This window comes from Propioniciclava sp. (assembly GCF_047602245.1).
Classification (GTDB): Bacteria; Actinomycetota; Actinomycetes; order Propionibacteriales; family Propionibacteriaceae; genus Propioniciclava.
In genome coordinates, this window is sequence record NZ_JASGHT010000001.1 from 3,400,165 (window position 1) to 3,422,580 (window position 22,416).

22 protein-coding genes and 2 tRNA genes are annotated in these 22,416 nt (G+C 69.7%); 13 read left to right on the forward strand and 11 right to left on the reverse strand.

The genetic code is table 11. The features are described 5' to 3' along the window. Positions 1-124: 124 nt before the first annotated feature. The 3 genes from QM708_RS16020 to QM708_RS16030 form a co-directional block, all read right to left on the reverse strand. Complete coding sequence (locus tag QM708_RS16020) at positions 125-280, reverse strand: hypothetical protein (protein ID WP_415111491.1); 156 nt, start codon at positions 278-280, stop codon at positions 125-127. After that, complete coding sequence (locus tag QM708_RS16025; protein WP_415111528.1) at positions 214-714, reverse strand: hypothetical protein; 501 nt, start codon at positions 712-714, stop codon at positions 214-216. Before QM708_RS16025 ends, QM708_RS16020 begins: the two co-directional genes overlap by 67 nt. A gap of 205 nt (positions 715-919) precedes the next feature. Continuing rightward, positions 920-996: transfer RNA gene (locus QM708_RS16030), tRNA-Met, on the reverse strand. Positions 997-1,278: 282 nt separating this feature from the next. Here QM708_RS16030 and QM708_RS16035 point away from each other — a divergent pair. From QM708_RS16035 to QM708_RS16055, 5 genes are read left to right on the forward strand one after another with little or no spacing between them, the layout of a single operon-like run. Further along, a complete protein-coding gene (locus QM708_RS16035; RefSeq protein WP_415110845.1) occupies positions 1,279-2,724 on the forward strand; it encodes an ABC transporter substrate-binding protein in 1,446 nt (481 codons plus the stop codon). 7 nt (positions 2,725-2,731) lie between these two features. Continuing rightward, positions 2,732-3,685, forward strand: coding sequence for an ABC transporter permease (locus QM708_RS16040; RefSeq protein ID WP_415110848.1), 954 nt, complete (start codon positions 2,732-2,734; stop codon positions 3,683-3,685). Next, complete coding sequence (locus QM708_RS16045; RefSeq protein ID WP_415110851.1) at positions 3,682-4,494, forward strand: ABC transporter permease; 813 nt, start codon at positions 3,682-3,684, stop codon at positions 4,492-4,494. Before QM708_RS16040 ends, QM708_RS16045 begins: the two co-directional genes overlap by 4 nt. After that, entirely contained in the window at positions 4,494-5,315 is an 822-nt protein-coding gene (locus tag QM708_RS16050; RefSeq protein WP_415110854.1) for an ABC transporter ATP-binding protein, read from the forward strand. The genes QM708_RS16045 and QM708_RS16050 overlap by 1 nt, the downstream gene beginning before the upstream one ends. Next, the gene (locus QM708_RS16055) at positions 5,312-6,115 is read left to right on the forward strand and encodes an ABC transporter ATP-binding protein (RefSeq protein WP_415110857.1); all 804 of its coding nucleotides are present in this window, start codon (positions 5,312-5,314) and stop codon (positions 6,113-6,115) included. Before QM708_RS16050 ends, QM708_RS16055 begins: the two co-directional genes overlap by 4 nt. Positions 6,116-6,129: 14 nt before the next feature. On the opposite strand, the gene QM708_RS16060 is transcribed toward QM708_RS16055, so the two are convergent. From QM708_RS16060 to QM708_RS16075, 4 genes are all read right to left on the reverse strand, one after another. Continuing rightward, on the reverse strand, positions 6,130-6,951 hold the full coding sequence (locus tag QM708_RS16060) for an inositol monophosphatase family protein (protein WP_415110860.1): 822 nt from the start codon (positions 6,949-6,951) through the stop codon (positions 6,130-6,132). A 69-nt stretch (positions 6,952-7,020) separates the two neighbouring features. Beyond that, positions 7,021-8,028 (reverse strand): ribosome small subunit-dependent GTPase A, encoded by a 1,008-nt coding sequence (gene rsgA / locus QM708_RS16065; protein ID WP_415110863.1) that lies wholly within the window; start codon positions 8,026-8,028, stop codon positions 7,021-7,023. Then, positions 8,025-9,284, reverse strand: a complete 1,260-nt coding sequence (aroA, locus tag QM708_RS16070) for a 3-phosphoshikimate 1-carboxyvinyltransferase (RefSeq protein WP_415110866.1) — start codon at positions 9,282-9,284, stop codon at positions 8,025-8,027. The genes rsgA and aroA overlap by 4 nt, the downstream gene beginning before the upstream one ends. After that, positions 9,281-9,880, reverse strand: a complete 600-nt coding sequence (locus tag QM708_RS16075; protein ID WP_415110869.1) for a DoxX family protein — start codon at positions 9,878-9,880, stop codon at positions 9,281-9,283. The genes aroA and QM708_RS16075 overlap by 4 nt, the downstream gene beginning before the upstream one ends. Before the next feature lie 141 nt (positions 9,881-10,021). Between QM708_RS16075 and QM708_RS16080 the strand changes: the two genes are divergently transcribed. Further along, on the forward strand, positions 10,022-10,648 hold the full coding sequence (locus QM708_RS16080; RefSeq protein ID WP_415111494.1) for a sigma-70 family RNA polymerase sigma factor: 627 nt from the start codon (positions 10,022-10,024) through the stop codon (positions 10,646-10,648). Further along, positions 10,641-10,910: a mycothiol system anti-sigma-R factor gene (gene rsrA / locus QM708_RS16085; RefSeq protein ID WP_415110871.1), complete on the forward strand. Its 270-nt coding sequence runs from the start codon at positions 10,641-10,643 to the stop codon at positions 10,908-10,910. Before QM708_RS16080 ends, rsrA begins: the two co-directional genes overlap by 8 nt. Before the next feature lie 79 nt (positions 10,911-10,989). Here the strand turns inward: rsrA and QM708_RS16090 are convergent, their stop codons facing one another. Further along, on the reverse strand, positions 10,990-11,064 hold the full coding sequence (locus QM708_RS16090; RefSeq protein ID WP_372727394.1) for a 50S ribosomal protein bL37: 75 nt from the start codon (positions 11,062-11,064) through the stop codon (positions 10,990-10,992). A 124-nt stretch (positions 11,065-11,188) separates the two neighbouring features. On the opposite strand from QM708_RS16090, the gene QM708_RS16095 reads away from it, so the two are divergent. After that, on the forward strand, positions 11,189-12,649 hold the full coding sequence (locus QM708_RS16095) for a sensor histidine kinase (RefSeq protein ID WP_415110874.1): 1,461 nt from the start codon (positions 11,189-11,191) through the stop codon (positions 12,647-12,649). A gap of 109 nt (positions 12,650-12,758) precedes the next feature. Here the strand turns inward: QM708_RS16095 and QM708_RS16100 are convergent, their stop codons facing one another. Then, on the reverse strand, positions 12,759-13,007 hold the full coding sequence (locus QM708_RS16100) for a WhiB family transcriptional regulator (protein WP_415110877.1): 249 nt from the start codon (positions 13,005-13,007) through the stop codon (positions 12,759-12,761). A 156-nt stretch (positions 13,008-13,163) separates the two neighbouring features. Between QM708_RS16100 and QM708_RS16105 the strand changes: the two genes are divergently transcribed. Continuing rightward, positions 13,164-13,544 carry a hypothetical protein gene (locus QM708_RS16105; protein WP_415110880.1) on the forward strand — a complete coding sequence of 127 codons (381 nt, stop codon included), beginning with the start codon at positions 13,164-13,166 and terminating at the stop codon, positions 13,542-13,544. 82 nt (positions 13,545-13,626) lie between these two features. Here QM708_RS16105 and QM708_RS16110 read toward each other — a convergent pair whose 3' ends face one another. Both QM708_RS16110 and QM708_RS16115 read right to left on the reverse strand, forming a co-directional pair. Next, entirely contained in the window at positions 13,627-17,454 is a 3,828-nt protein-coding gene (locus QM708_RS16110; protein WP_415111497.1) for a multifunctional oxoglutarate decarboxylase/oxoglutarate dehydrogenase thiamine pyrophosphate-binding subunit/dihydrolipoyllysine-residue succinyltransferase subunit, read from the reverse strand. A 127-nt stretch (positions 17,455-17,581) separates the two neighbouring features. Further along, a tRNA-Arg gene (locus QM708_RS16115) sits at positions 17,582-17,656 on the reverse strand. A 114-nt stretch (positions 17,657-17,770) separates the two neighbouring features. Here QM708_RS16115 and lysA point away from each other — a divergent pair. From lysA to QM708_RS16135, 4 genes are read left to right on the forward strand one after another with little or no spacing between them, the layout of a single operon-like run. Beyond that, the gene (lysA, locus tag QM708_RS16120; protein WP_415110883.1) at positions 17,771-19,180 is read left to right on the forward strand and encodes a diaminopimelate decarboxylase; all 1,410 of its coding nucleotides are present in this window, start codon (positions 17,771-17,773) and stop codon (positions 19,178-19,180) included. 23 nt (positions 19,181-19,203) lie between these two features. Further along, entirely contained in the window at positions 19,204-20,499 is a 1,296-nt protein-coding gene (locus QM708_RS16125) for a homoserine dehydrogenase (protein ID WP_415111500.1), read from the forward strand. A gap of 1 nt (position 20,500) precedes the next feature. Continuing rightward, positions 20,501-21,109 carry a bifunctional phosphoserine phosphatase/homoserine phosphotransferase ThrH gene (gene thrH / locus QM708_RS16130; protein WP_415110886.1) on the forward strand — a complete coding sequence of 203 codons (609 nt, stop codon included), beginning with the start codon at positions 20,501-20,503 and terminating at the stop codon, positions 21,107-21,109. Further along, positions 21,099-22,319, forward strand: a complete 1,221-nt coding sequence (locus QM708_RS16135) for a glycosyltransferase 87 family protein (RefSeq protein ID WP_415110889.1) — start codon at positions 21,099-21,101, stop codon at positions 22,317-22,319. The genes thrH and QM708_RS16135 overlap by 11 nt, the downstream gene beginning before the upstream one ends. The last annotated feature ends 97 nt before the right edge of the window (positions 22,320-22,416 follow it).

Genomic DNA, 22,416 nt, shown 5'->3' on the forward strand with positions numbered 1-22,416 from the left:
CAACATCGTAACCGGCTTCGGCTTCTGCGACCCACTCATCGACCTGGGCTTCGGAGACCTCTCGTCCTCCCATCCTGCGGCTCATCGACCAAACATATGACGAAAGCAGCGCCAAGGCCTAGGGCTAGGCGCCATACAGGTCGGCTTCGATCTCCGCGCTCGCAGCGCGGGTCAGTTTGGCTGCGCGCTCATCGCGGACTCTGTCGAACTCCTTCAACGGGATGCGGTGGTGGATGCCGACCTTGATGGCGTGGATGTCGCCGCTTGCGATGCGGCGCAGGACAGTCGATCGGGAGACGCGAGCACTCGCCGCTGCCTGGGTGGAGAGGGAGGGGGAGCGTCGGTCGTGACGTGACCGCAACGATCTCGGTGGCAAGGTCGTCCCTGATCCCAGGACGATGCGGCAACGAAAAGGCGTCCTCGTTCACGGCCGTGTGGATCGGTTTCATGGCCGCTTACTACATCGATGCGTTGCCGGTAGAGACTCTCAAGTCCGAGCAGCGTCGCATCTCTCGCAAGCGTGCGGCCGTCAACGAGCAGCTTCACCATGAGGAGATTGACGCGGCGGTAGTCCATGCAGCGCTTGATCGTGTCTGCGCTCATCTGGATGGGGCGCAGGGCCAGTACCTCGCCGCGACAGATCTCGCCCGTCGCGACCTCAACCAAGCAGTCTTTGAGGCGATCTACATCCAAGATGACGAGGTGGTCGGTCATGATCTCCAGCAAGTCTTCCGACCGATGCTTGAGCGTGAGGCGCGCACGGCGTTGGCTGCTGAGAATGAGGGTGCCGAAGGTGGCGAGCAGTCCCGACTGGTCCGCTACCTAGAGCGCACCTTCACGGACGATCCCGGGGCAACCCCCGTCTGGCAAACAAAGAACCAGCGACCGGGTGAGGTCACTGGTTCTAACGTTTCATTCTTGGTAGCGGGGAGGGGATTTGAACCCCTGACCTCTAGGTTATGAGCCTAGCGAGCTACCGAGCTGCTCCACCCCGCGTTGCTTGGAATACTTTACACACCATCGGGGCGAGAACCAAATCAGGTCTCTCAGGAGCGTGCAGTAAGCTGTGGCGCGGTCAGAGGCGGTAGCTTTCGGGAGGAACGAATGGCCAAGTCAGAGGCAACATCACGGCGCCGGCGCGGCTGGCTCCGGGCGGGGGTGGCGGCGATGTCCGCGCTCGCATTGGCCCTCACGGCCTGTACACCGAGCAGCGCTCCGACCCCGAGTGTGAGCAGTACGACGCCGGATCCGGCGTCCAGTGCGCTCGTGATTGGCGCGATGGCTGAGCCCACGACGCTCGATCCGACCGCTACCGACGCGGTGCCGGTTTCGCAGGCACTGGTCTACAACGTGTACGAGACGTTGGTGAAGCTTGACTCCGAGGGGCACCTGCGTCCGCTGCTGGCGCAGGCATGGGACGCCTCGCCGGACGGTCTGACCTACACCTTCCAGCTCAACCCGGCGGCAACCTTCTCCGACGGCACGAAGGTGACTGCCCAAGCGGTCGCCGACAACGTCGAGCGGGTGCGCACCCAGGCTGCCGCTCCGAAGCTGAAGCGGGTGATGGAACTGGTCGAGTCGACGAAGGTGATCGACGATTCGACGATCGCGATCACGCTGCGCAGCCCCAGCGTCCGCTGGCTCTACGAGATGGCTGGCGCCGCCGGCATCGTGATGAACCCGGCCGGCTTCGAGACTGCCGGCACCCAGACGGCCGGCTCAGGCCCGTACACGCTCGACACCTGGCTGCAGGGCGACTCGCTGAACCTGAAGAAGAACACGGCCTACTGGGGTACCCCGTCACGCTTTGGCGACGTGGTCTTCCGCTACTTCAAAGATGCGGGGGCGATGACCGCCTCGATGGAGTCGGGCCAGCTCGACATCATCGCCAATCTTGAGGCCCCCGAGATGCTCGACCGGTTCACGGCGGACGAGAAGCGCTACACCGTTCTGCAGGGAAGCACGAACGCCGAGGTGACCCTCGCGATCAACAACGGCGGCGAGCACAGCCACGTCAACGATCCGGACCCGAAGCAGGCCGTTCCGCCGAACTCGGGCAACCCGGCCTTGAAGGATGTGCGCGTCCGTAAGGCGATCACGATGGCGATCGATCGCCAGGCGCTGCTGGATGCGGTGTGGAGCGGCAAGGGCACCCTGATCGGTTCGATGGCGGTACCCACCGACCCGTACTACGAAGACCTCACCGGCGTGACACCGTACAACCCTGAGGAGGCACGCCGTCTGCTCGCCGAATCCGGTCACCCGAACCTCACGCTGCGCCTGCGCCCGGCCGCCCGGCCGTACGCCACCAGGTCGGCCCAGTTCGTGGCGTCGCAGTTGAAGGCGGTCGGCATCGACGTCACGGTGGACGAACTCAACTTCCCGGCGACCTGGGTGGACACGGTGCTCAACAAGGCCGACTACGACCTGTCAATCGTGTTCCACTCCGAGCCGCGCGACATTTTCACGTTCGCCAACCCCGACTACTACTGGCGCTACAAGAACGACACGGTGATCGCGCTGGCCGCCAGCGCGGACGCGGGCACCCAGGAGGAATACGTCGCCGACCTCAAGCAGGCTGCTCGTATCGTCGCCGAGGACGCCGCCGCCGTCTGGCTGTTCGCCATGCCGAACCTGGTGGTCGCCAAGCGTGGCATCACCGGAATCCCCGCCAACGCCAACGGCTCGCAGTCGTTCGACGTCACCACGATCGCCCGCGCCTGAGGGAAGCGTGCTCCGGTCCGTTCTGGCCCGGCTCGGCGTCTTCGCGGCGAGCCTGATCGCCGCGTCGTTCGTCATCTTCGTCATCACCCAGGCGCTGCCCGGTGATGTCGCTGCCTCCATCCTGGGCTTCGGCGCGACACCGGAGCAGTTGGCGGCCAAACGTGCTGAACTGGGCACCGACCGGCCGTTCCTGGTCCAGTACGCCGACTGGGCCGGGGGCGTGCTGCGCGGTGACTTCGGGCGCTCCTGGTTTTCCGGGACGCCCGTGGCCGCCATGATCGGCCCGCGCCTCGAAGTGACCGCCTCGCTGGTGACCGGCGGGCTCGGCTTGGCCCTGCTGATCGCGCTGCCGCTAGGTGCGGTCGCCGCGCTCAAGCGCCGGCAATGGCAGGGCGTGGTCACCTCGGCGGCCGCGCAGGTCGGTATGGCCATCCCGGCGTTCTGGGCGGGCATTCTGCTCGTCTACGTGTTCGCGGTCACCCTGCGCTGGTTTCCCGCCAACGGCTACGCGCCGCTCAGGGACGGGGGCGGTGCATGGGCATCGCACCTGGTACTGCCCGTCATCGCGCTGGGCGCGGTCCAGGGCGCGGTGCTGACCCGCTACGTTCGCTCGGCGTTCGTCGAGGTGCTCGGCGAGGACTACTACCGCACCGCCCGATCGATCGGCTGGACGCGGTGGCGGGCGCTGGCGCGTCACGGCGTCCGCAATGCCGCGCTTTCGCTGGTCACCGTGCTCGGTCTGCAACTCGCGACGGTGATCGTGGGCGCCATCGTCGTGGAGCGCGTGTTTCAACTGCCGGGCCTCGGCTCGCTGCTGCTCGACGTGGTCACCCGGCACGACCTGGTGGCCGTGCGTGGCGTGGTGTTGCTGCTGGTCTTCGTGGTGCTGGTGATCAACGCGCTCGTTGATATCAGCTATGCGCTGATCGATCCCCGGTTGCGGACGGGGGACCGCTCGTGAAGCGTCTGGAGTTGAGGCTGGGGCTCGTCTTGGTGGCCGCGGTGGTCGCGATGGCGGCGCTGTCGTTCGTGTGGACGCCGTTCGACCCGACCGCGGTCGGCTCCGGCCCGCGGCTGGCGCCGCCCGGCGCGCCGCACCTGCTCGGCACCGACCATATGGGCATCGACACGTTCAGCCGGATCCTGGCCGGGGCCCGCTCGGCGCTGTACGTCGGCATCATCGCCGTCGGCATCGCGGCGGCGGTCGGCGTCCCGCTCGGGCTGGCGTCCGCTTGGCTGCCCCGCTGGGCCGCCGAGATCGTGATGCGCGCCATCGACGTGGCCTACGCGTTCCCGGCGCTGCTGTTGGCGATCCTGCTCGCGGGCGTGTTCGGCGGCTCCACCGAGACCGCGATGGTCGCCATCGGCATCGCGACGATCCCGGCGTTCATCCGGGTCACCCGGGCCGGCGCGCTGTCGGTGCTGTCGGCCGACTTCGTGCTCGCCGCCCGTGCCTCGGGGACGCCCACGCCCACCATCGCCGCCCGCCACGTGCTGCCCAACGTCGCCCACCTGATCGGGGTGCAGGCCTCGGTCAGCTTCGCGATGGCGATCCTCGCCGAGGCCGCGCTCAGCTATCTGGGCCTGGGCACCCCGCCGACGGTGCCGTCCTGGGGCCGGATGCTCGGCGACGCGCAGACCTACCTGTTCAGCCATCCGCTGCAGGCCATCTGGCCGGGGCTGGCCATCGCGATGGCGGTGCTCGGCTTCAACATGGTCGGTGACGGCCTGCGCGACTTCCTCGACCCGAAGCTGCGGGAGGTCGCCTGATGCTCACCATCCGTGACCTCACCATCGCGTTCGGACGCCGCGCGCCGGTTGTCCGCGGCCTCAACCTCGATCTGGCGGACGGCCAGCGGCTCGGCATCATCGGCGAATCCGGCTCGGGCAAGACCGTCACCGCGCTCGCCATCATGGGCCTGCTGCCCGACTACGCCCGCGTCACCGGCTCGATCCGGCTCGACGGCACCGAACTCGTCGGCCGCTCCGATCGCGAACTGTCCCGGCTGCGCGGGGACCGGCTCAGCATGGTCTTCCAGGAGCCGATGACCGCCCTCGACCCGACCATGACCGCCGGGCGCCAGGTCGCCGAGGCCTTCCGGCTGCACCGTGACCGGGACGCCGGCCGGGCCCGCACCGCGGTCACCCAGATGCTCGCCGCGGTCGGGTTCGACGATCCGGAGCGGATCGCCGACAGCTTCCCGCATCAACTCTCCGGCGGGCAGCGGCAGCGGGTTGTCACCGCGATGGCGCTGATCAACCGGCCCGGACTGGTGATCTGCGACGAGCCGACCACCGCGCTCGACGTCACCGTGCAGGCCACCGTGCTGCGCGTCCTCGACGAGGTGCTGGACGCCGTCGGCGCGTCCTGCCTGTTCATCAGCCACGACCTGGCCGTGGTGTCGCAGCTGTGCTCACAGCTGGTGGTGATGCTGGACGGTGAGATCGTCGAGGCCGGCACCACCGACCAGGTGTTCCACCGGCCGGTGCATCCGTATGCCGCCGGGCTGGTCGCCACCGCGCGCCTCGATGTGCTGGTACCGGGCACCCGGCTGCCCACCGTCGCCGACTTCCTGGGACGGACCCGATGACGCACCCCGCATCCGAGACGCTCCTGCACGCCGAGCACCTCAGCCGCATCTACCAAACCGGACGCCGCCGCGTCCCGGCCCTCGACGACGTCAGCCTCGGCGTCCACCGCGGGCAGCGGCTCGGCATCGTGGGGGAGTCCGGGTCGGGCAAGTCGACGCTGGTCCGTCTGCTCGCCGGCCTCGACCAGCCCACCGCGGGAACCGTCAGCTATGCCGGGCGCCCGGTTTCGGGGGTGCGCGAGCGCGAACTCGGCTTCCTGCGCGCCGGCGTGCAACTCGTGCTGCAGGATCCGCGCAGTTCGCTCAACCCGCGGATGCGCGTCGACGACATCGTCGCCGAGCCGCTGCGCAGCCCCGCGATCCGCCGCGAGCGCGGTGAGGTCGATCGCGCCGCCCGCGTCCGCGAGGTGCTGGACGCCGTGGGCCTCCCCGCCGATTCGGTCCGCCGCTACCCGCACGAGTTCTCCGGCGGGCAGCGGCAGCGGATCGCGATCGCCCGCGCGCTGGCCCCGCGCCCGGAGGTGTTGATCGCCGACGAGGCGGTCTCAGCCCTCGACGTGTCGGTGCGCGCCCAAGTGCTCAACCTGCTGATGGACCTGGTCGACCATCTCGGCCTGACCCTGGTCTTCGTCTCCCACGATCTCGCCGTGGTGCGGCACGTCTGCCCGGACGCGGTGGTGCTGCAGGGCGGCCGGATCGTCGAGCAGGGCCCCACCCAGGCGATGTTCTCCGACCCGCAGCACGCCTACACCGCCCGGCTGGTGGCGGCGATCCCCACCTTCCGCGCCCGGGAGTCCTGAGCGCCGGGTAGCGGCTATTCGCCCTCGGCCAGGAACTCGGTGGGCTCGCTCGGCGTGAGCCGCTGCACGACCAGGTCGTGCAGGCGTCCGTTGGTGGCCAGCGCGCCCGGGCCGACCGGGCCGGGCGTCCCGTCCAGGTTGGTGAACCGGCCGCCCGCCTCGCGGACGATCACGTCGAGCGCCGCCATGTCGTAGAGCGCCAGTTCGGGTTCGCAGGCGATGTCGACCGCGCCCTCGGCGACCAACATGTAGCTCCAGAAATCGCCGTAGGCGCGGGTGCGCCAGGCCTCGCGGAGCAGGTCGACGAACTGCTGGCCGCGTCCGGAATCCACCCAACCGCCGATCGAGCTGTACGACAGCGAGGCGTCGGTGACCGACTCGACCGACGAGACGCCGATCCGGGTCGGGTTGAGCAGGGTCTTGCCGGTGAACGCGCCGCCGCCCTTGCTGGCCCACCAGCGCCGCTGCAGCGCGGGCGCCGACACCAGGCCGACGACGACCTCGTCGCCCTCCATCAGCGCGATCAGGGTGGCCCAGACCGGGACGCCGCGCACGAAGTTGCGGGTGCCGTCGATCGGGTCGATCACCCAGCGGCGCGGACCCCAGCCGCTGTCGGCGCGCTCCTCGCCGTGCACGGCGTCGCGCGGACGGGCCTTGCCGAGCGTCGACCGGATCGAGTCCTCCACGGTGAGGTCGGCATCGGTGACCTCGCTGAGGTCGGGTTTGGCGTTCACCTGAAGGTCTTGGGCCTTGAAGCGCATCATCGTGATGGCGTCGGCGTTGTCGGCCAGCATATGAGCCAGGCGCACGTCGTCCACGTAGGAAACATCCGGCATGGTGTTCACCCTAGTGCCCCGAGCCGGACTGGTGCGCCCTCGCCCGCGCGGACGCCGGTGTGTCGGGGTTCATTCCCAGGACGCCGGGCTGGTCCACACCTTTTCCATCCGGCGGAACGACTCCAGCCGCTCGGGGCGCAGCCCGCCGCCGGCCACCGCCTCGTCGAGCGCGCATTCGGGCGCGGCCGAGTCGTGCTGGCAGCCGCGCGGGCAGTCGGCCACCAGCTCCGCCAGGTCGTCGAAGGCGGCCAGCACCGTGTCGGTGGTCACGTGCGACAGCCCGAAGCTGCGGACGCCGGGGGTGTCGATCACCCAGCCGCCCGGGGCGGGCAACTCCAGCGCGATCGCCGAGGTGGAGGTGTGCCGGCCGCGTCCGGTCACCTCGTTGACGTGGCCGGTGGCGCGGTCGGCGTCCGGGATCAGCGCGTTGACCAGGGTCGACTTGCCCACCCCCGAATGCCCGACGAAGACGGTGCGATGCCCGGTGAGCACCTCACGCAGCCGGCTGAGGTCGGCACCCGGGCGCACCACGGCCACCTCGACGTCGAGGCCGTCGTAGGCGGCCAGCAGCTCATCGGCCGAGGCCAGGTCGGCCTTCGTCAGCACCAGCAGCGGGGTGAGCCCGGCGTCGTAGCCGGCCACCAGGATCCGGTCGATCATCCCCATCCGCGGCGGAGGGTCGGCCAGCGCGGTCACGATGGCCAGCTGATCGGCGTTGGCGACGATGGGCCGCTCGAACGGGTCGTCGTCATCGGCGGTGCGGCGCAGCACGGTGCTGCGCTCCAGCACCTCGACGATCCGGCCCAGCGTGCCGGGCGCACCCGAGGTGTCGCCCACCACCCGCACCCGGTCACCGACGATGACGCCCTTGCGGCCGAGCTGGCGGGCCTTGGCGGCCAGCACCCGGCGGTGCCCGGCCTCGTTGTCGAGGTCGACGGTGTACCGGCCCCGGTCGACGGTGATGACCAGGCCCACTTCGGCCTTGGAGTAGTCGGGGCGGTCCTTGGTGCGCGGCCGGGTGCGCCGGGCCGGGCGCCCGTAGCCGTCCTCTTCGTCGCGGTCGTAGCGCGGGCTCACGGGGCCACCAGCGCCGACCAGGCGTCCGCGAAGCCGGGCATGGTCTTGGAGGTGGCGCCGACGTCGTCGAGTTCCACCCCCGGCACCGCGAGTCCGAGGACGGCGCCCGCATGCGCCATCCGGTGGTCGGCATAGGTGCCCCAGACGCCGCCGTCCAGCGGGCGCGGGGTGATCCGCAGGCCGTCGGAGGTCTGCGCGATGCCCGCACCGCAGGCGGTCAGCTCGGTCTCCAGGGCGGCCAGGCGGTCGGTCTCGTGGCCGCGGATGTGGCCCACCCCCCGGATCGACCCGGGCCGGTCTGCCAGCGCGAGCAGGGACGCCGCGATGCAGGTCAGCTCGCTGGCATCGGTGAGGTCGAGATCGGCGCCGCGGATCACGCCGGTGCCGCGCACGCTCACCCGGTCCGGGGTCCGTTCCACGATGCCGCCGAGCGCCTCCAACGTGCCGAGGATCGCCTCGGTGGCCTGCAGCGTGTGCCGCGGCCAGGCCATCGACACCTCGCCGGCGGTGGGCAGCGCGGCGGCCAGGAACACCGCGGCGTTGATCAGGTCGGGCTCGATGGTCTCGTCCCGCGCCGCGATCGGTCCCGGCGCGACCCGCCAGGCGTCCGGGCCCGACTCGGCGGCGTCCACGCCGCGATCGCGCAGCATGGCCAGGGTGAGACCGATGTGCGGACGCGACGGCACCACCGGCGTGGTCAGGCCGAGCCGCAATCCGTCATCGAAGCGGGCCGCACTCAGCAGCAGCCCCGAGACGAACTGGCTGGAGCCCGAGGCGTCGATGGCGGCCGCACCGCCGGGCACCGCGCCGGTGCCGTGCACCGTGAACGGCAGCCGGCCGAACGGTTCGATCCGGACGCCGGCCTGCGCCAGCCCGTCCAGCAGGGGAGCGATCGGGCGCGCGGACGCCTCCGGATCGCCGAAGAACAGGGTCGGTCCGTCGGCGAGGGCGGCGATCGGCGGAACGAACCGCATGATCGTGCCCGCCAGCCCACAGTCGACGCGCCCGGGGGTGAACACCGCGGGCGGGGTCACGGTGACGCTGCCGTCGGCCTCCTCAGTGAAAGACACGCCCAGCGAGGCCAGCGCGGCGCGCATCAGCCGGGTGTCGCGGGCGTCCAGGACGCCGGTCAACCGCGAGGGGCCGTCCCCCAGCGCGGCGAGCACGTAGGCGCGCGCCGTCGCCGACTTCGACCCGGGAACGACCACGGTGCCGACGACCGGGCCGTCGGGGGTGGGCGCGACCCACCGGGTCACGACAGCGCGCCCTCGATGCTCTGGCGGGCCAGGCGGGTCTGCAGTTGCGCCTCGCGCTTGAGCGCCCGCGCCTCCCGCTTGATCTGCGCCTTGGTGCGCTGGGCCTGCTTCGCCGCGGCGGACGCCTTGCGCTCGGCCTCGCTCGACAGCCGGCGGCGCGCGTCGGCGGCCTTCCAGGCCAGGCTCGGCTGGCCGGCGGTGTCCTGGCTGACCACGAGCGCGGCGCCGAGCAGGGCGAGGTTGCGTACCAGCACGCCGCGGTCCTCGGCGGTGCTGCCCTTGGGGCGGAAGGCCAGCACCTGCGGCAGCACCGAGGTCGCGGCCAGCGCGGCGCCGCCACGGCGTCCGATACCGGTGGCCATGCCCAGGCCGCCGACGATCGCCAGGGCGCCGTTGGCGCGCACCAGCGTGGTGGTGTCCTCAGGAACATAAGCGGACGCCTCCGGCGGAACCACGCGCTGCAGCAGCGGCACGAAACGCTCCCGGATCGGCTCGGCGGACGCCGCGAACTCGCCCGGCGACTTGATCGCCTTGGCGCCGTTGATGATGAAGTAGCCACCCAGCAGGAGGCGCCCGACTCCGCGCAGAAGATTCATGCACCATTCCTACCATGGGCCGCACAGGCCCGGGAATAACGGGATGGACACACCCGTTGAGACCGCGTGGCTAGTGCTGTCATGACCAACACCACCCCGGGCGCGCACCCGCGCGAGGCTCGCGGGGTAGTCTCGTATGTGATGAACCGTCCAGCCACCGATACCCCCGACCAGATCGACGTCGCCGCCGAGTCCGACGCCGAGCGTTCGGCGCGCTTCGAGCGGGACGCGCTGCCGTTCCTCGATCAGCTCTACGGCGCGGCGCTGAGGATGACGCGCAACGCCGCGGACGCCGAGGATGTGGTGCAGGAGGCCTACGCGAAGGCGTTCGGGGCGTTCCACCAGTTCAAGCCGGGCACCAACCTGAAGGCCTGGCTGTACCGGATTCTCACCAACACCTACATCAACAGCTACCGCAAGAAGCAACGGCAGCCGCAGGAGGGCTTCGGCGAGGACATCGAGGACTGGCAGCTGGCCCGCGCCGAGCAGCACACCTCGACCGGGCTGCGTTCGGCCGAGATGGACGCGCTCGACCGGATGCCCGATTCGGCGGTGACCGACGCCATGGCGCAACTCAGCCCCGACTTCCGGATGGCGGTCTACCTCGCCGATGTCGAGGGCTTCTCCTACAAGGAGATCGCCGAGATCATGGGCACCCCGATCGGCACCGTGATGTCGCGGCTGAACCGGGCACGCACCCAGTTGCGCGGGCTGCTGGCCGAACATGCGGCGTCGGTCGGTATTGGGCAGGGGGCCGCGGATGAGTGAGCCGATCGACTGCCGCTACGTGGCTGACCGGATCAACCGGTTTCTGGACGGCGAGTTGAGCGAGGCCGAGGCCGACGAGCTTCGCCTGCACATCGACGCGTGCGCCCATTGCCTCGACGAGACCGACTTGATGGACGCCATCAAGCGCCTGGTGAACCGCGCCTGCGGCTGTGCTCAGGCGCCCGAGACGCTGCGCGCACGGATCGTCACCCAGATCCACCGCGTGAGCTACACCCGGATCGAGATCACCGAGATCGGCTGACGCTCCGCGGTCCACCACGTGACGAGGCCCCCGGCGGATCATTCCGTCGGGGGCGTCGAATGCTCTGCGGCGCGTCGGCTCAGGCGTTGGGGCGCTTGCCGTGGTTCGCCTTGTTCTTCTTGCGGGCGCGGCGCTTGCGACCGGTCTTACCCATGATGGATCTCCTCGAAGTCGGGGCGCCGGGCGGCGCGGCCCACCATTCTGCCACCGCGCGGGCCGGTGCCCAAATCGTCCCCCGCGAATGGGGGCGGACGCGGCGCGCGCCCTACGATGGGGCCATGCTCACGCTCACTGAGGTCATCGTCCAGCACAGCGATCTGTCGCCGGATGATACGGCCCGGCTGGGGGAACTCGTCGAGCAGTGGGACATGCTCGCGGACTTGTCGTTCAGCGACCTGATCCTGTGGGTGCCCGATGTCGACGACAACGTGTTCTGGGCGGGAGCGCAGTGCCGGCCCACCACGGGGCCGACCGCGCTGGAGGACGATGTCGTCGGCGAGGAGGTCGCCTACGACCCCGAGAGCCTGGTCACCGAGGCCTACCTGTCGCAGGAGATCTGCTCGACCAGCGGCAACAAGCTGCACGCCGGAATCCCGGTCGAGGTGCACGCCGTGCCGGTGCGCCGTGGCGGCCGGGTGATCGCCGTCGTCGAACTGCATACGAACCGGATGGGGGTGCGGGCCCCCGGCGCGCTCGAGGACGCCTATATGGACGCCGCGCGCGTGCTGATGGGCATGCTCAAGGACGCACAGTTCCCGATGGACGGCGACAAGTCGGTCCCGTGGGAGACCCCGCGGGTGGGGGACGGGTCGCTGCGGCTGAGCAAGGACGGGGTGATCACCTTCGCCAGCCCGAACGCGATGAGCGCCTTCCGCCGCCTGGGCTGGGTGGGTGACCTGGTTGGTGACGACCTCACCGATCTCGCCGAACGGATCGCCCAAGGGAGCCGCGAGCCGGTCGACCAGGTCGCGGGGCCGCTGCTGGCCACGCGCTACGTCCGGGAACAGGAGCTGGAGACCCGCCAAGGCGCGATGCGGTTGCGCACCCAGCCGCTGTTGGTCGACGACGAGCACGTCGGCTGGTTCGTCACCTGCCGCGACGTCACCGATCTGCGGCTCCGCGAGCGCGAACTGGTCACCAAGGACGCCACCATCCGCGAGATCCACCACCGGGTGAAGAACAACCTGCAGACCGTGGCCGCGCTGTTGCGCCTGCAGGCGCGCCGCACCGAGTCCCCGGACGCCCTCGAGGCGCTCTCGGACGCCCAGAAGCGGGTGTCGGCGATCGCGGTCGTGCACGAGATCCTGTCCCAGGGCTTCGACACCTCGGTGCGCTTCGACGAGGTCGCGGACCGGCTGATGACGATGGTGCGCGACGTCGCGACGTCGCGCAGCAAGGTCACCATGACCCGGGTCGGCAGCTTCGGGCTGATCCCGGCCGACGTCGCCACCAACCTGTCGCTGGTCTTCACCGAACTGGTGCAGAACGCGCTCGAACACGGGCTCGGCGAACGGCCGGGCGAGGTGGTGGTGATGCCCGTTCAGCGCGACGGCAAGCTGGTGGTCGCCATCGAGAACGACGGCAAGCCCATCGACGCGGACTTCTCGCTGCACCGGATCACCTCGCTGGGCTTGTCCATCGTGGCCACCCTGGTCGCCGAGATGCACGGTGAATTCACCATCAAGCCGCGCGAGGACGGAACCGGGACGAAAGCCTGGATCACCATCCCGCTGTCGTAGACAGCGGGATGCATGAGCACAGTCCGCTGTCCTAGACAGCGGGTGCACGAACTCCTAGACAGCGGGTGCACGAGGACGGCCCGTCGCCGCGAGACGACGGGCGCTCGGCTCAGCTGCGCAGGCGGGCGCGCGCGGTGCGGCGCTTCATCGCGCGCCGCTCATCCTCGGACAGGCCTCCCCATACCCCGTGGTCCTGCCCGGCCTCGAGGGCCCATTGCAGGCATTCGGTGCGGACGTCGCAGCGCGCGCACACCTTCTTGGCTTCGGCGATCTGCATGATGGCCGGGCCGGTGTTCCCCACAGGGAAGAACAACTCCGGATCCTCGGTCAGGCAGGCGGATCGATGGCGCCAGTCCATGCGGCAACCACTCCTTGTGATGGGGAACGAGCATGAGAAACGGCCCCGACGAGCGCGGGGCCGTCTCCTACCATGCCAATTTCACGGCCGTATTACAAGGGTTTGAGGCCAGGGTGTCGGTGGATGGACGCCGAAATGCCCCGCTACGGTGGGATCATGGCGTCTCCAGCATCGCCGCGTCCGGCCGGCATCGTCGTTTCGGTGACCACGACCGCGGTTCTCGCGGTGTTCTTCTTGGTGATGGCGGTGCTGTCGCTCTCCTCGGGGCACGGCTCGCTCAGCGCGGGCGTGGCCGTCGCGCTGGTGGTGTGGGGTCTCTTGGTGGGCGTGAGCGCCGTGCTGCTCTGGCAGGGTGCTGCGTGGTCGCGAGGGCCGGTGGTCGCGGCGGGCCTGCTGCACGTCTTCGCCTTCGGCCAGCTGGCAGTCTCGGCACCGCTGGCGGTGGCGGGTGCGCTCGCGGGTGCCGCCGCTGTGGCGGGCGCGGTGCTGCCCAGTTCGCGCGCGTGGCTGACGCGGCCGCGGACGCCGCGCACCTGAGCCGACACGGCGCAGGTGAGGCGGCCGCGCAAAACCGGGGGCGTCCGTGAGGACACCCCCGGTTGTTACTTCGTACCCGCGATCAGAGGTCGCCGAAGGCCTGATCCATCAAGATGGCCTCCTGTGCGGCGTGCGCCTTGACGGTGCCGACAGACGGCGAGGACGCCTCGGGGCGCGCCACCGGGGTCATCCGCAACTCGTAGCCGGGCATCGTGTTGGCGATGGCCGCGGGCAGGTGCAACGCCATGAACGGCCAGGCGCCCTGGTTGAGCGGCTCGTCCTGCACGTAGCGGATATCGCTGACGTGCGGGTAACGGGCCAGCTCGGCCGCCAAATCCTCGGTCGGCAGCGGGTAGAGCCGCTCCAGGCTGACGATCGCCACCTGGCCCTCCAGACCGCGCTTGGCGCGTTGGGCGACCAGTTCCCAGCGGATCTTGCCCGAGCAGAGCAGCACGGTGCGCACCGCTGACGGATCGGTGATCGACTCGTCGCCGATCGCCGGACGCCAGCGTCCGTTGATGAACTCCTCCGGAGCGGACGCCGCCGCCTTGGAGCGCAGCATCGACTTCGGCGTCATCACCACCACTGGGCGGTGCCAGTTCACATAGGTGTGTGTGCGGAGCAGGTGGAAATGCGAGGCCGCGGTGGACGGCTGGCAGACCGCCAGTGCGTTCTCGGAGCACAGCGACAGCCAGCGTTCGATGCGCGCCGAGCTGTGGTCGGGGCCTTGGCCCTCGTAGCCGTGCGGGAGCAGCAGCACCACGCCCGACTTCTGGGTCCACTTGGCCGCGCCCGAGCTGATGAACTCATCGGCGATGGTCTGGGCGCCGTTGGCGAAGTCGCCGAACTGGCCCTCCCAGCAGACCAGCGCCTGCGGTGCGGCCACCGAGTAGCCGTACTCGAAGCCCATCGCGGCGTATTCGCTGAGCAGGGAGTCGAAGACGTGGAACTGGCCCTGATTCTCCGACAGGTGCTTCAGCGGCACGAACTCCTCGTTGGTCACCCGGTCGACGACGGCGGCGAAGCGCTGGCTGAAGGTGCCGCGGCGGCTGTCCTGGCCGGCGAGGCGCACCGTACGCCCTTCCAGCAGCAGCGAGCCGAAGGCGAGCATCTCGCCGGTCGCCCAGTCGATCGGGCCGTTGAGGATGGCATCGGCGCGGCGCTGCATCTGCGGCTCCACCTTCGGGTGGACGCTGAACCCCTCGGGGTAGGTCACCTGCGCGCGGGCGATCGTCTCCATCACCTCGCGGGTGATCGCCGTGCCCTGGTCGATGCCCAGCTTGACCGGGTAGAACGGCACCCGGGTGTAGCCGTTGTCCTCGGCGGCGTCCGCCTTGACCTCCTTGAAGACGCCCTCCAGGCGGGACCGGAACCGGTCCGCCATCGCCGCGGCGTCCTCGTCGGAAATGTCGCCGCGGCCGATGAGAGCCTCGGTGTAGATCCGGCGCACCGAACGCTTCTGCTCGATCAGGTCGTACATGTTCGGCTGGGTGAAGCTCGGGTCGTCACCCTCGTTGTGCCCGCGGCGGCGGTAGGCGACCAGGTCGATGACGACGTCGCTGTTGAACCGCTGCCGGTACTCGAAGGCGAGGCGTCCGACCCGGGCGACGGCCTCGGGGTCGTCACCGTTGACGTGGAAGACGGGCGCCTGGATCGCCTTGGCGACATCGGTGCAGTAGATCGAGGAGCGTGACTCGGTCGGCGCGGTGGTGAAGCCGACCTGGTTGTTCACCACGATGTGGATGGTGCCGCCGGTGGCGTAGCCGCGCAGCTGGCTCATCTGCAGCGTCTCGTACACCACACCCTGGCCCGAGAAAGAGGCGTCGCCGTGCAGCAGCACAGGCAGCACGGAGCCCTGCTCGAGCGTGCCGGCGGCGTCCATCTTGGCGCGCGCGATGCCCTCCACGACCGGGTTCACTGCTTCGAGATGGCTCGGGTTGGCGGCGACCGAGGTCTTGATCACGTTGCCCGCCAGCGAGGTGAACTGGCCTTCGGCACCGAGGTGGTACTTGACGTCGCCGGTGCCCATCGACTGGGTCGGGTCGATCGAGCCCTCGAACTCGCGGAAGATCTGGGCGTAGCTCTTGCCGACGATGTTGGCGAGCACGTTGAGGCGTCCGCGGTGCGGCATGCCGATGGTCACCTCGTCGAGGTGCTCGTTGGCGGCCATGTCGCAGATCTCGTCGAGCAGGACGATGGTCGATTCGGCGCCCTCCAGCGAGAAGCGCTTCTGGCCGAGGAACTTGGTCTGCAGGAAGGTCTCGAAGATCTCCGACTCGTGCAGCCGGTCGAGGATGCGCAGATGCTCCTCACGATCCCAGCGCTTGACCTCGCCCTCGAAATGCGCCTCCAGCCACCGGCGCTGGGTGGTGTCGGGAATGTGCATATATTCGACGCCGACGTGCCCGCAGTAGGCCGTCCGCAGCTGGGAGAGCACCGCCTTGAGCGGCATCGTCTCCTTCTCGTGCCCGCCGAACTGGCCGACCGGGAACTCGCGCTCCAAGTCCCAGATGGACAGGCCGTGCGCCTCGAGCTCCAACTCGGGATGGCTGCGCTGCTTGTACTCCAGCGGATCGATGTCGGCCATCAGGTGGCCCCAGTTGCGGTAGGCGTTGATCAACTGGATGACCCGGGTGCCCTTGCTGAGCTCGTAGGCGCGGTGCGCGGAGTCGTCGGCGGTCCAGCGCAACGGGAGGTAGGGCACGCGCAACGACAGGTAGATCTCGTCGTAGAAGCCGTGCTGGCCCAGGATCAGCTCGTGCATCACCTTCAGGAACTGCCCCGAGGTGGCGCCCTGGATGACGCGGTGGTCGTAGGTGGAGGTCAGCGTGGTGATCTTGGAGACGCCCAACTCGCGGATGCGCTGGTCGGACGCCGCCTGGAACTCCGGCGGGTAGTCGATCGAGCCGACACCGAGGATGAGGCCCTGGCCGGGCATCAAGCGGGGCACCGAATGGTTGGTGCCGATGCCGCCGGGGTTGGTCAGCGAGGCGGTGGTGCCGGCGAAGTCCTCGACGGTCAGCTCGTTGTTGCGGGCCCGCTTGACCATCTCTTCGTAGGCTTGCCAGAACTCGCGGAAGTTGAGCTGGTCGGCCCCCTTGATGTTCGGCACCAGCAGTTGACGGGTGCCGTCCGGCTTGGGCATGTCGATCGCCAGGCCCAGGTTGACCTGCTGCGGCACGACGAGGGTCGGCTTGCCGTTGACCTCCTCGTAGGAGTTGTTCATGTCCGGCACCATGCTCAGCGCCTTGACCATCGCGTAGCCGAGGATGTGGGTGAACGAGATCTTGCCGCCGGTGGTGCGCGCCAGATGATTGTTGATCACCTCGCGCTGGTCGATGACCAGCTTCATCGGCACGCTGCGCACCGATGTGGCCGTCGGCATGCTCAGCGAGGCGTCCATATTCTTCGCCGTGCGCATCGGAGCGCCACGCATCGGTGTGCGGGTCGGCTCGGTCTGGGTGATCTTGCGCGCCGAGGCCACCGGGCGGTTCGCCGACAGGCCGCCGGACTGGCCGGGGTTGCGTGGTCCCTTCGCGGTGACGGCGGCGGACGCCTCTTCGGGGCGGGTCACGCTGACCGCATCGGCGCCCTTGCTCTTCTTCGCCTTGACCGGCTTCACCGGTTGCGGCGGCGTCGACGGCGCGACGGGCGCGGCCTCAGCGGCGGGTGCCGGCGACGGCGGAACGGGCGCCGGCACAGGGGCCGGTGGTACGGCCGTGGGCTCCGCAACGGCTACCGGTTCGGGCGCCTGGGCGCCCTCCCGGGCCTCGAAGAATGCGCGCCACGCCGGATCGACCGAAGCGGGATCCTTGTGGTAGGCGTCGTGCATTTCGTCGATGAGCCAGTCATTGGCTCCAAAGCTGGAGAGATCGTCGTTGAGGTTGTTGTTGGGCCCCGTCGCCACAATCGCCTTCTTCCGTCCGCTGTTTTTTGGGCGATTCACTCACATCATCGCCTTGATGATGGTATCGGGGAATGCGTCCGCGGACGAACTGCGACAGGCGGCGTGGCGGGTGAGTCACACGATCGTGACATGGCGCCCCCAGCAGGATTCGAACCTGCGCACCCGCCTCCGGAGGGCGGTGCTCTATCCCCTGAGCTATGGGGGCCGGTCGGGCCGAAGGAAACGATACCACTTCGGGAGGGTGCCGTGGCACACCGGCGGGGTCCGTACCCTGGCGGCCTTCGCCGGTGACCGCGCCGCTGTGGCACTGTTGTCCGCTGTGACTCGTATGCATGTGGCCGGATCGATCCACGCGGACGTGACGTCCGCCGCGCCCCAGTGGCTGGTCAAGCCGTCCGACGCCAACGCGCTGACCGACGGGCTGTGGAGCGGCTCCGCGGCGCGCGTGGGCGAGGGTGAACTCGAGCTGGGCGGGATGAGCGTCGGCGACATCGTCGCCGAGACCGGGACGCCGGCCTACATCATCGACGAGGTCGACTTCCGCGCGCGGGCGCTCACCTGGCGTGAGGCCTTCGCGGGATGGAAGGTGTACTACGCCGGCAAGAGCTTCCTGTGCGGCGCGGTGGCGCGCTGGATCGACGAGGAGGGCCTCAACCTCGACGTGTGCAGCCTCGGCGAGCTGACCGTCGCCTTGCGCGCCGGCTTCGACCCGCAGCGCATCGGCCTGCACGGCAACAACAAGTCCGACGACCTGCTGCGGGTCGCACTGGCCCGCGGCGTGGGGCGGATCATCGTCGACTCCTCCGACGAGATCGCCCGGCTGGAACGGATCACCGAGGAACTCGGCGTCCGCGCCCAGGTGCTGATCCGCGTCACCACGGGCGTGGAGGCGCACACCCACGAATACATCGCCACCGCGCACGAGGACCAGAAGTTCGGCTTCTCCATCGCCGGCGGGCAGGCGCTGGTGGCGATGGTCCGCTGCCACGGCAGCGCGCGGATCGACCTGATGGGCATCCACAGCCACATCGGCAGCCAGATCTTCGACACCAACGGCTTCGAGGTGGCCGCGCGCCGCACCCTGAAGCTGATGTCCCAGTTCAAGGAGGCCACCGGGGTGGCGCTGCCGGAGCTGGACCTGGGCGGCGGCTTCGGCATCGCCTACACGATGGACGACTCGCCGGCGACCGCCTACGACCTGGCCCGCGGGCTGGACGAGATCATCGAACACGAATGCCGCGGCTTCGGGCTGGAACGCCCCACGCTGTCGATCGAGCCGGGCCGGGCAATCTCCGGGCCTCCGGGGACGGCGCTCTACACCGTCGGCACCACCAAGATCGTGGAACTGGGCGGCGGGCAGACCCGCCGCTACGTGAGCGTGGACGGCGGGATGAGCGACAACATCCGCCCGGCGCTGTACGCGGCCGAGTATTCGGCGGTGCTGGCCAATCGCGTTTCGGACGCCCCCGTGGCGCTGTCGCGCGTGGTGGGCCTGCACTGCGAGGGCGGCGACATCCTGGTGCGCGACGTGTTCCTGCCCGCCGATGTCGCGGTCGGCGACATCATCGCGGTGCCCGCCTCGGGCGCCTACAGCCGTTCCATGGCCAGCAACTACAATCACACCCCGCGCCCTCCGGTGCTGTCGGTGCGGGACGGTAGGCTGACCCCGATGATCCGGCGTGAGACGCTGGACGACCTGCTGGCGCTCGACGCCGGCCTGGATCGCTGAGTAAAGGACGAGTTACTCCCATGATGACTGTCGGGGATTCCCGTGTGCGTGTGGCCCTGCTGGGCTGCGGTGTGGTGGGCTCTCAGGTGGCCCGCATCCTGCTCGAGCAGGCCGACGACTTCCAGGCCCGGGTGGGCCGGGGGCTGGAACTGGTCGGCATCGGCGTCCGCCGGGCGATCGAACGCCCGGGCTTCGACCCGGCCCTGTTCACCACCGACCTGGACGCGCTGGTGCGGCGTCCGGACGTCGACCTGGTGATCGAGGTCATCGGCGGCATTCACCCGGCTCGCGAGCTGATCCTGGCCGCGATCGAGACGGGTAAGTCGGTGGTGACCGCCAACAAGGCGCTGCTGGCCCAGCATGGCTCGGAGGTGTTCGACGCCGCCCGCGAGGCCGACGTCGACGTGTACTACGAGGCCGCGGTGGCCGGCGCGATCCCGATCATCCGACCGCTGCGCGAGTCGCTGGTCGGCGACGCGGTGACCGCGGTCAAGGGCATCGTCAACGGCACCACCAACTACATCCTCGACCAGATGCACTCTCAGGGCTGGAGCTTCGAAGAGGCGCTCGCCGAGGCGCAGAAGCTCGGCTATGCGGAGGCTGATCCGACGGCGGACGTCGAGGGCCACGACGCGGCGGCGAAGGCGGCGATCCTGGCCTCGCTGGCCTTCCACACCCGGGTCAGCCTGTCCGACGTCGACTGCGAGGGCATCAGCGCGGTGACCCTGGACGACGTCCGCGCCGCGGAGCGGATGGGCTGCGTGCTGAAGCTGCTCGCCCAGTGCTCGATCTCCCCGGACGGGACCGTCGCGGTCGGCGTCCACCCGACGATGGTGCCTGCCGAACACCCGCTCGGCGGTATCCACGGCGCCTACAACGCGGTGTTCATCGAGTCGGTGAACGCCGGGCGGCTGATGTTCATGGGCCCGGGCGCGGGCGGCTCCCCGACCGCGTCGGCGGTGCTGGGCGACGTGGTGACGGCCGCGCGCAACCGCGTCCGTGGCGTCGCCTCCTACGGCGAGTCGGCCTACACCAGCCCCGGGATCACCGATCCGGGGCAGGTCACCTCGCGCTACTACGTGGCGCTCACCGTGCGCGACGAGCCCGGCGTGCTTGCCAGGATCGCCGAGGCGATGGCCGGCCGCGGCGTGTCCATCGCGGCCGTCCTGCAGGAGCAGATCGCCGACGAGACCTCGGCCAAGCTCGGCATCACCACCCATGAGGCCGCGGACGCCAGCGTCCGCGCCGCCGTGGAGCAGATGCGGGCCGGGGACGACCTGTGCGGGCCGGTGCGCGTGCTGCGCGTGGAAGGAGCCTGACATGCTCGTGGCCTGCCTCGACCTCGAGGGCGTCCTGGTTCCCGAGATCTGGATCAATGTCGCCGAGCGCACCGGGATCGACGAGTTGCGCCTCACCACTCGCGACATCGCCGACTACGACGAGCTGATGGCGCACCGTCTGCGGGTTCTGGACGCCCACGGCATCACCCTGTCGCAGATCCAGGAGGTGATCGCCTCGATGGGCCCGCTGCCCGGCGCGGCGGAGTTCCTCGACTGGCTGCGCGAGCGGTTCCAGGTGATCATCCTGTCCGACACCTTCTACCAGTTCGGCATGCCGCTGATGGCGCACCTGGGGCACCCGACCCTGCTGTGCCACACCCTGCAGATCGCCGACGACCGCATCGTCGGCTACACCCTGCGCCAGCACGACCAGAAGACGAAGGCCGTCGCCGCGCTGCAGTCGCTCAACCTCAAGGTGGTGGCGACCGGTGACTCCTACAACGACACCGGCATGCTCGCCCAGGCCGAGGCCGGCATCCTGTTCAGCCCGCCCGCCAACGTGATCGCGGAGTTCCCGCAGTTCCCCGTCGCGCGCGACTACGACCAATTGCGCGCAGAGTTCGCCGAGGCCGCCGCCCGTGTCGGCTGACCCACGTCAGCGGGCGGGGGATCCCCGGCCGGTGGTGCGCGCGCTGGGTGGCGTGCTGCTGTTCGGGCTGCCGATGCTGGCCGGCCTGGTGATCGCCGGGGTGACGATCCCGGGCAGTTCGCTGCTGCCGTGGCGTCCGGCCATGATCGATCTGGACGTCTACCTGCGCACCGGTTCGCTGCTGCTGCAGGGCCGTGACTTCTACGACGCCGAGGGCCTGCCCTGGATCTACCCGCCGTTCGCCGCGCTGTTCACCGTGCCGTTGGCGCTGGTGCCGCAGGTGGTGGCCCAGGTGTGCTGGATCGCGATCACGGTCGCGCTGCTGATGGCGATGCTGCACCGGCTGGGCCTGTCGGGCTGGCGGCTCAGCCTGGCCGCCGCCGCGACCATCGGCCTGGTCGAGCCGGTGCGCGAGACGATGGGCTTCGGCCAGCTCGGCGTGCTGCTGGTCTCGCTGGCCGTGCTGGACACCATGCCCGGACGCCGGCTGCTGCCGCGCCGCGTGCTGCCCGAGGGCACCCTGGTCGGCCTGGCCACCGCGGTGAAACTGACCCCGGCGACGGTGGCCGCTTACCAGTTCTTCGCCGGACGCCGCAAACCCGGCCTGGTGGCCTTCTTCACCTTCCTGGGCGCGACCGGCCTGGCCTTCCTGGTACTGCCGCAGGGCTCGCTGCACTATTGGGGCGGCCTGATCTCGGGTGACTCGGGCATCAACTCGGGGATCATCTTCAAGACGAACCAGTCCGTCATGGGCGTGTGGGCCCGCCTGTTCGGCGAACTGTCCCGCGGCGGCCTGATCGCCAGTGTGCTGGTGGCGGTGGCGGGCATCGCCTGCGCGGTGCTGGTGCACCGGGCCGGGCATGAGCGGCTGGCGATCGTGCTGGCCGGCTACACCAGTCTGCTGGCCTCGCCGATCAGCTGGTCGCACCACTACGTGTGGGTGGTGCCGCTGGCCATGGTCCTGCTCACCGAGCGCCAGCTGGCGCGATCGGCCCGCATCCTCGGCCTGGCCTACGTGGCCTGGACGGTGGTGGCGCCGTTCCGCTCGCTGCCCGGAGGCAACGGCGAGGAGCTGACCTACACGCCCCTGCAGCACCTGCTCGCGAACGGCGGTGTGGCGCTCGGGGTCGCGTTCGTGCTCTGGTGCGGTCTGCTGGCAGCGCGCCGGGCCGGTGACTCGACCGCCTTGTCCACCGGCGTGCTACGCTGAAGGAAGCACGCAGCTACGTGCCACGCCTGTTGTAGACCAGGCGGCCGAGTTCTCGGCGCAATGTCTGCTCCTTCACATTTGACTTGTTTGCCATGCC

Bases quoted from the DNA above. Each gene is read 5' to 3' on its own strand.
- QM708_RS16025 (WP_415111528.1), bottom strand. From the start codon at position 714: ATGACCGACCACCTCGTCATCTTGGATGTAGATCGCCTCAAAGACTGC.
- QM708_RS16035 (WP_415110845.1), top strand. From the start codon at position 1,279: ATGGCTGAGCCCACGACGCTCGATCCGACCGCTACCGACGCGGTGCCG.
- QM708_RS16050 (WP_415110854.1), top strand. From the start codon at position 4,494: ATGCTCACCATCCGTGACCTCACCATCGCGTTCGGACGCCGCGCGCCG.
- QM708_RS16055 (WP_415110857.1), top strand. From the start codon at position 5,312: ATGACGCACCCCGCATCCGAGACGCTCCTGCACGCCGAGCACCTCAGC.
- QM708_RS16060 (WP_415110860.1), bottom strand. From the start codon at position 6,951: ATGCCGGATGTTTCCTACGTGGACGACGTGCGCCTGGCTCATATGCTG.
- QM708_RS16075 (WP_415110869.1), bottom strand. From the start codon at position 9,880: ATGAATCTTCTGCGCGGAGTCGGGCGCCTCCTGCTGGGTGGCTACTTC.
- QM708_RS16080 (WP_415111494.1), top strand. From the start codon at position 10,022: ATGAACCGTCCAGCCACCGATACCCCCGACCAGATCGACGTCGCCGCC.
- rsrA (WP_415110871.1), top strand. From the start codon at position 10,641: ATGAGTGAGCCGATCGACTGCCGCTACGTGGCTGACCGGATCAACCGG.
- QM708_RS16095 (WP_415110874.1), top strand. From the start codon at position 11,189: ATGCTCACGCTCACTGAGGTCATCGTCCAGCACAGCGATCTGTCGCCG.
- QM708_RS16100 (WP_415110877.1), bottom strand. From the start codon at position 13,007: ATGGACTGGCGCCATCGATCCGCCTGCCTGACCGAGGATCCGGAGTTG.
- QM708_RS16105 (WP_415110880.1), top strand. From the start codon at position 13,164: ATGGCGTCTCCAGCATCGCCGCGTCCGGCCGGCATCGTCGTTTCGGTG.
- QM708_RS16125 (WP_415111500.1), top strand. From the start codon at position 19,204: ATGACTGTCGGGGATTCCCGTGTGCGTGTGGCCCTGCTGGGCTGCGGT.
- thrH (WP_415110886.1), top strand. From the start codon at position 20,501: ATGCTCGTGGCCTGCCTCGACCTCGAGGGCGTCCTGGTTCCCGAGATC.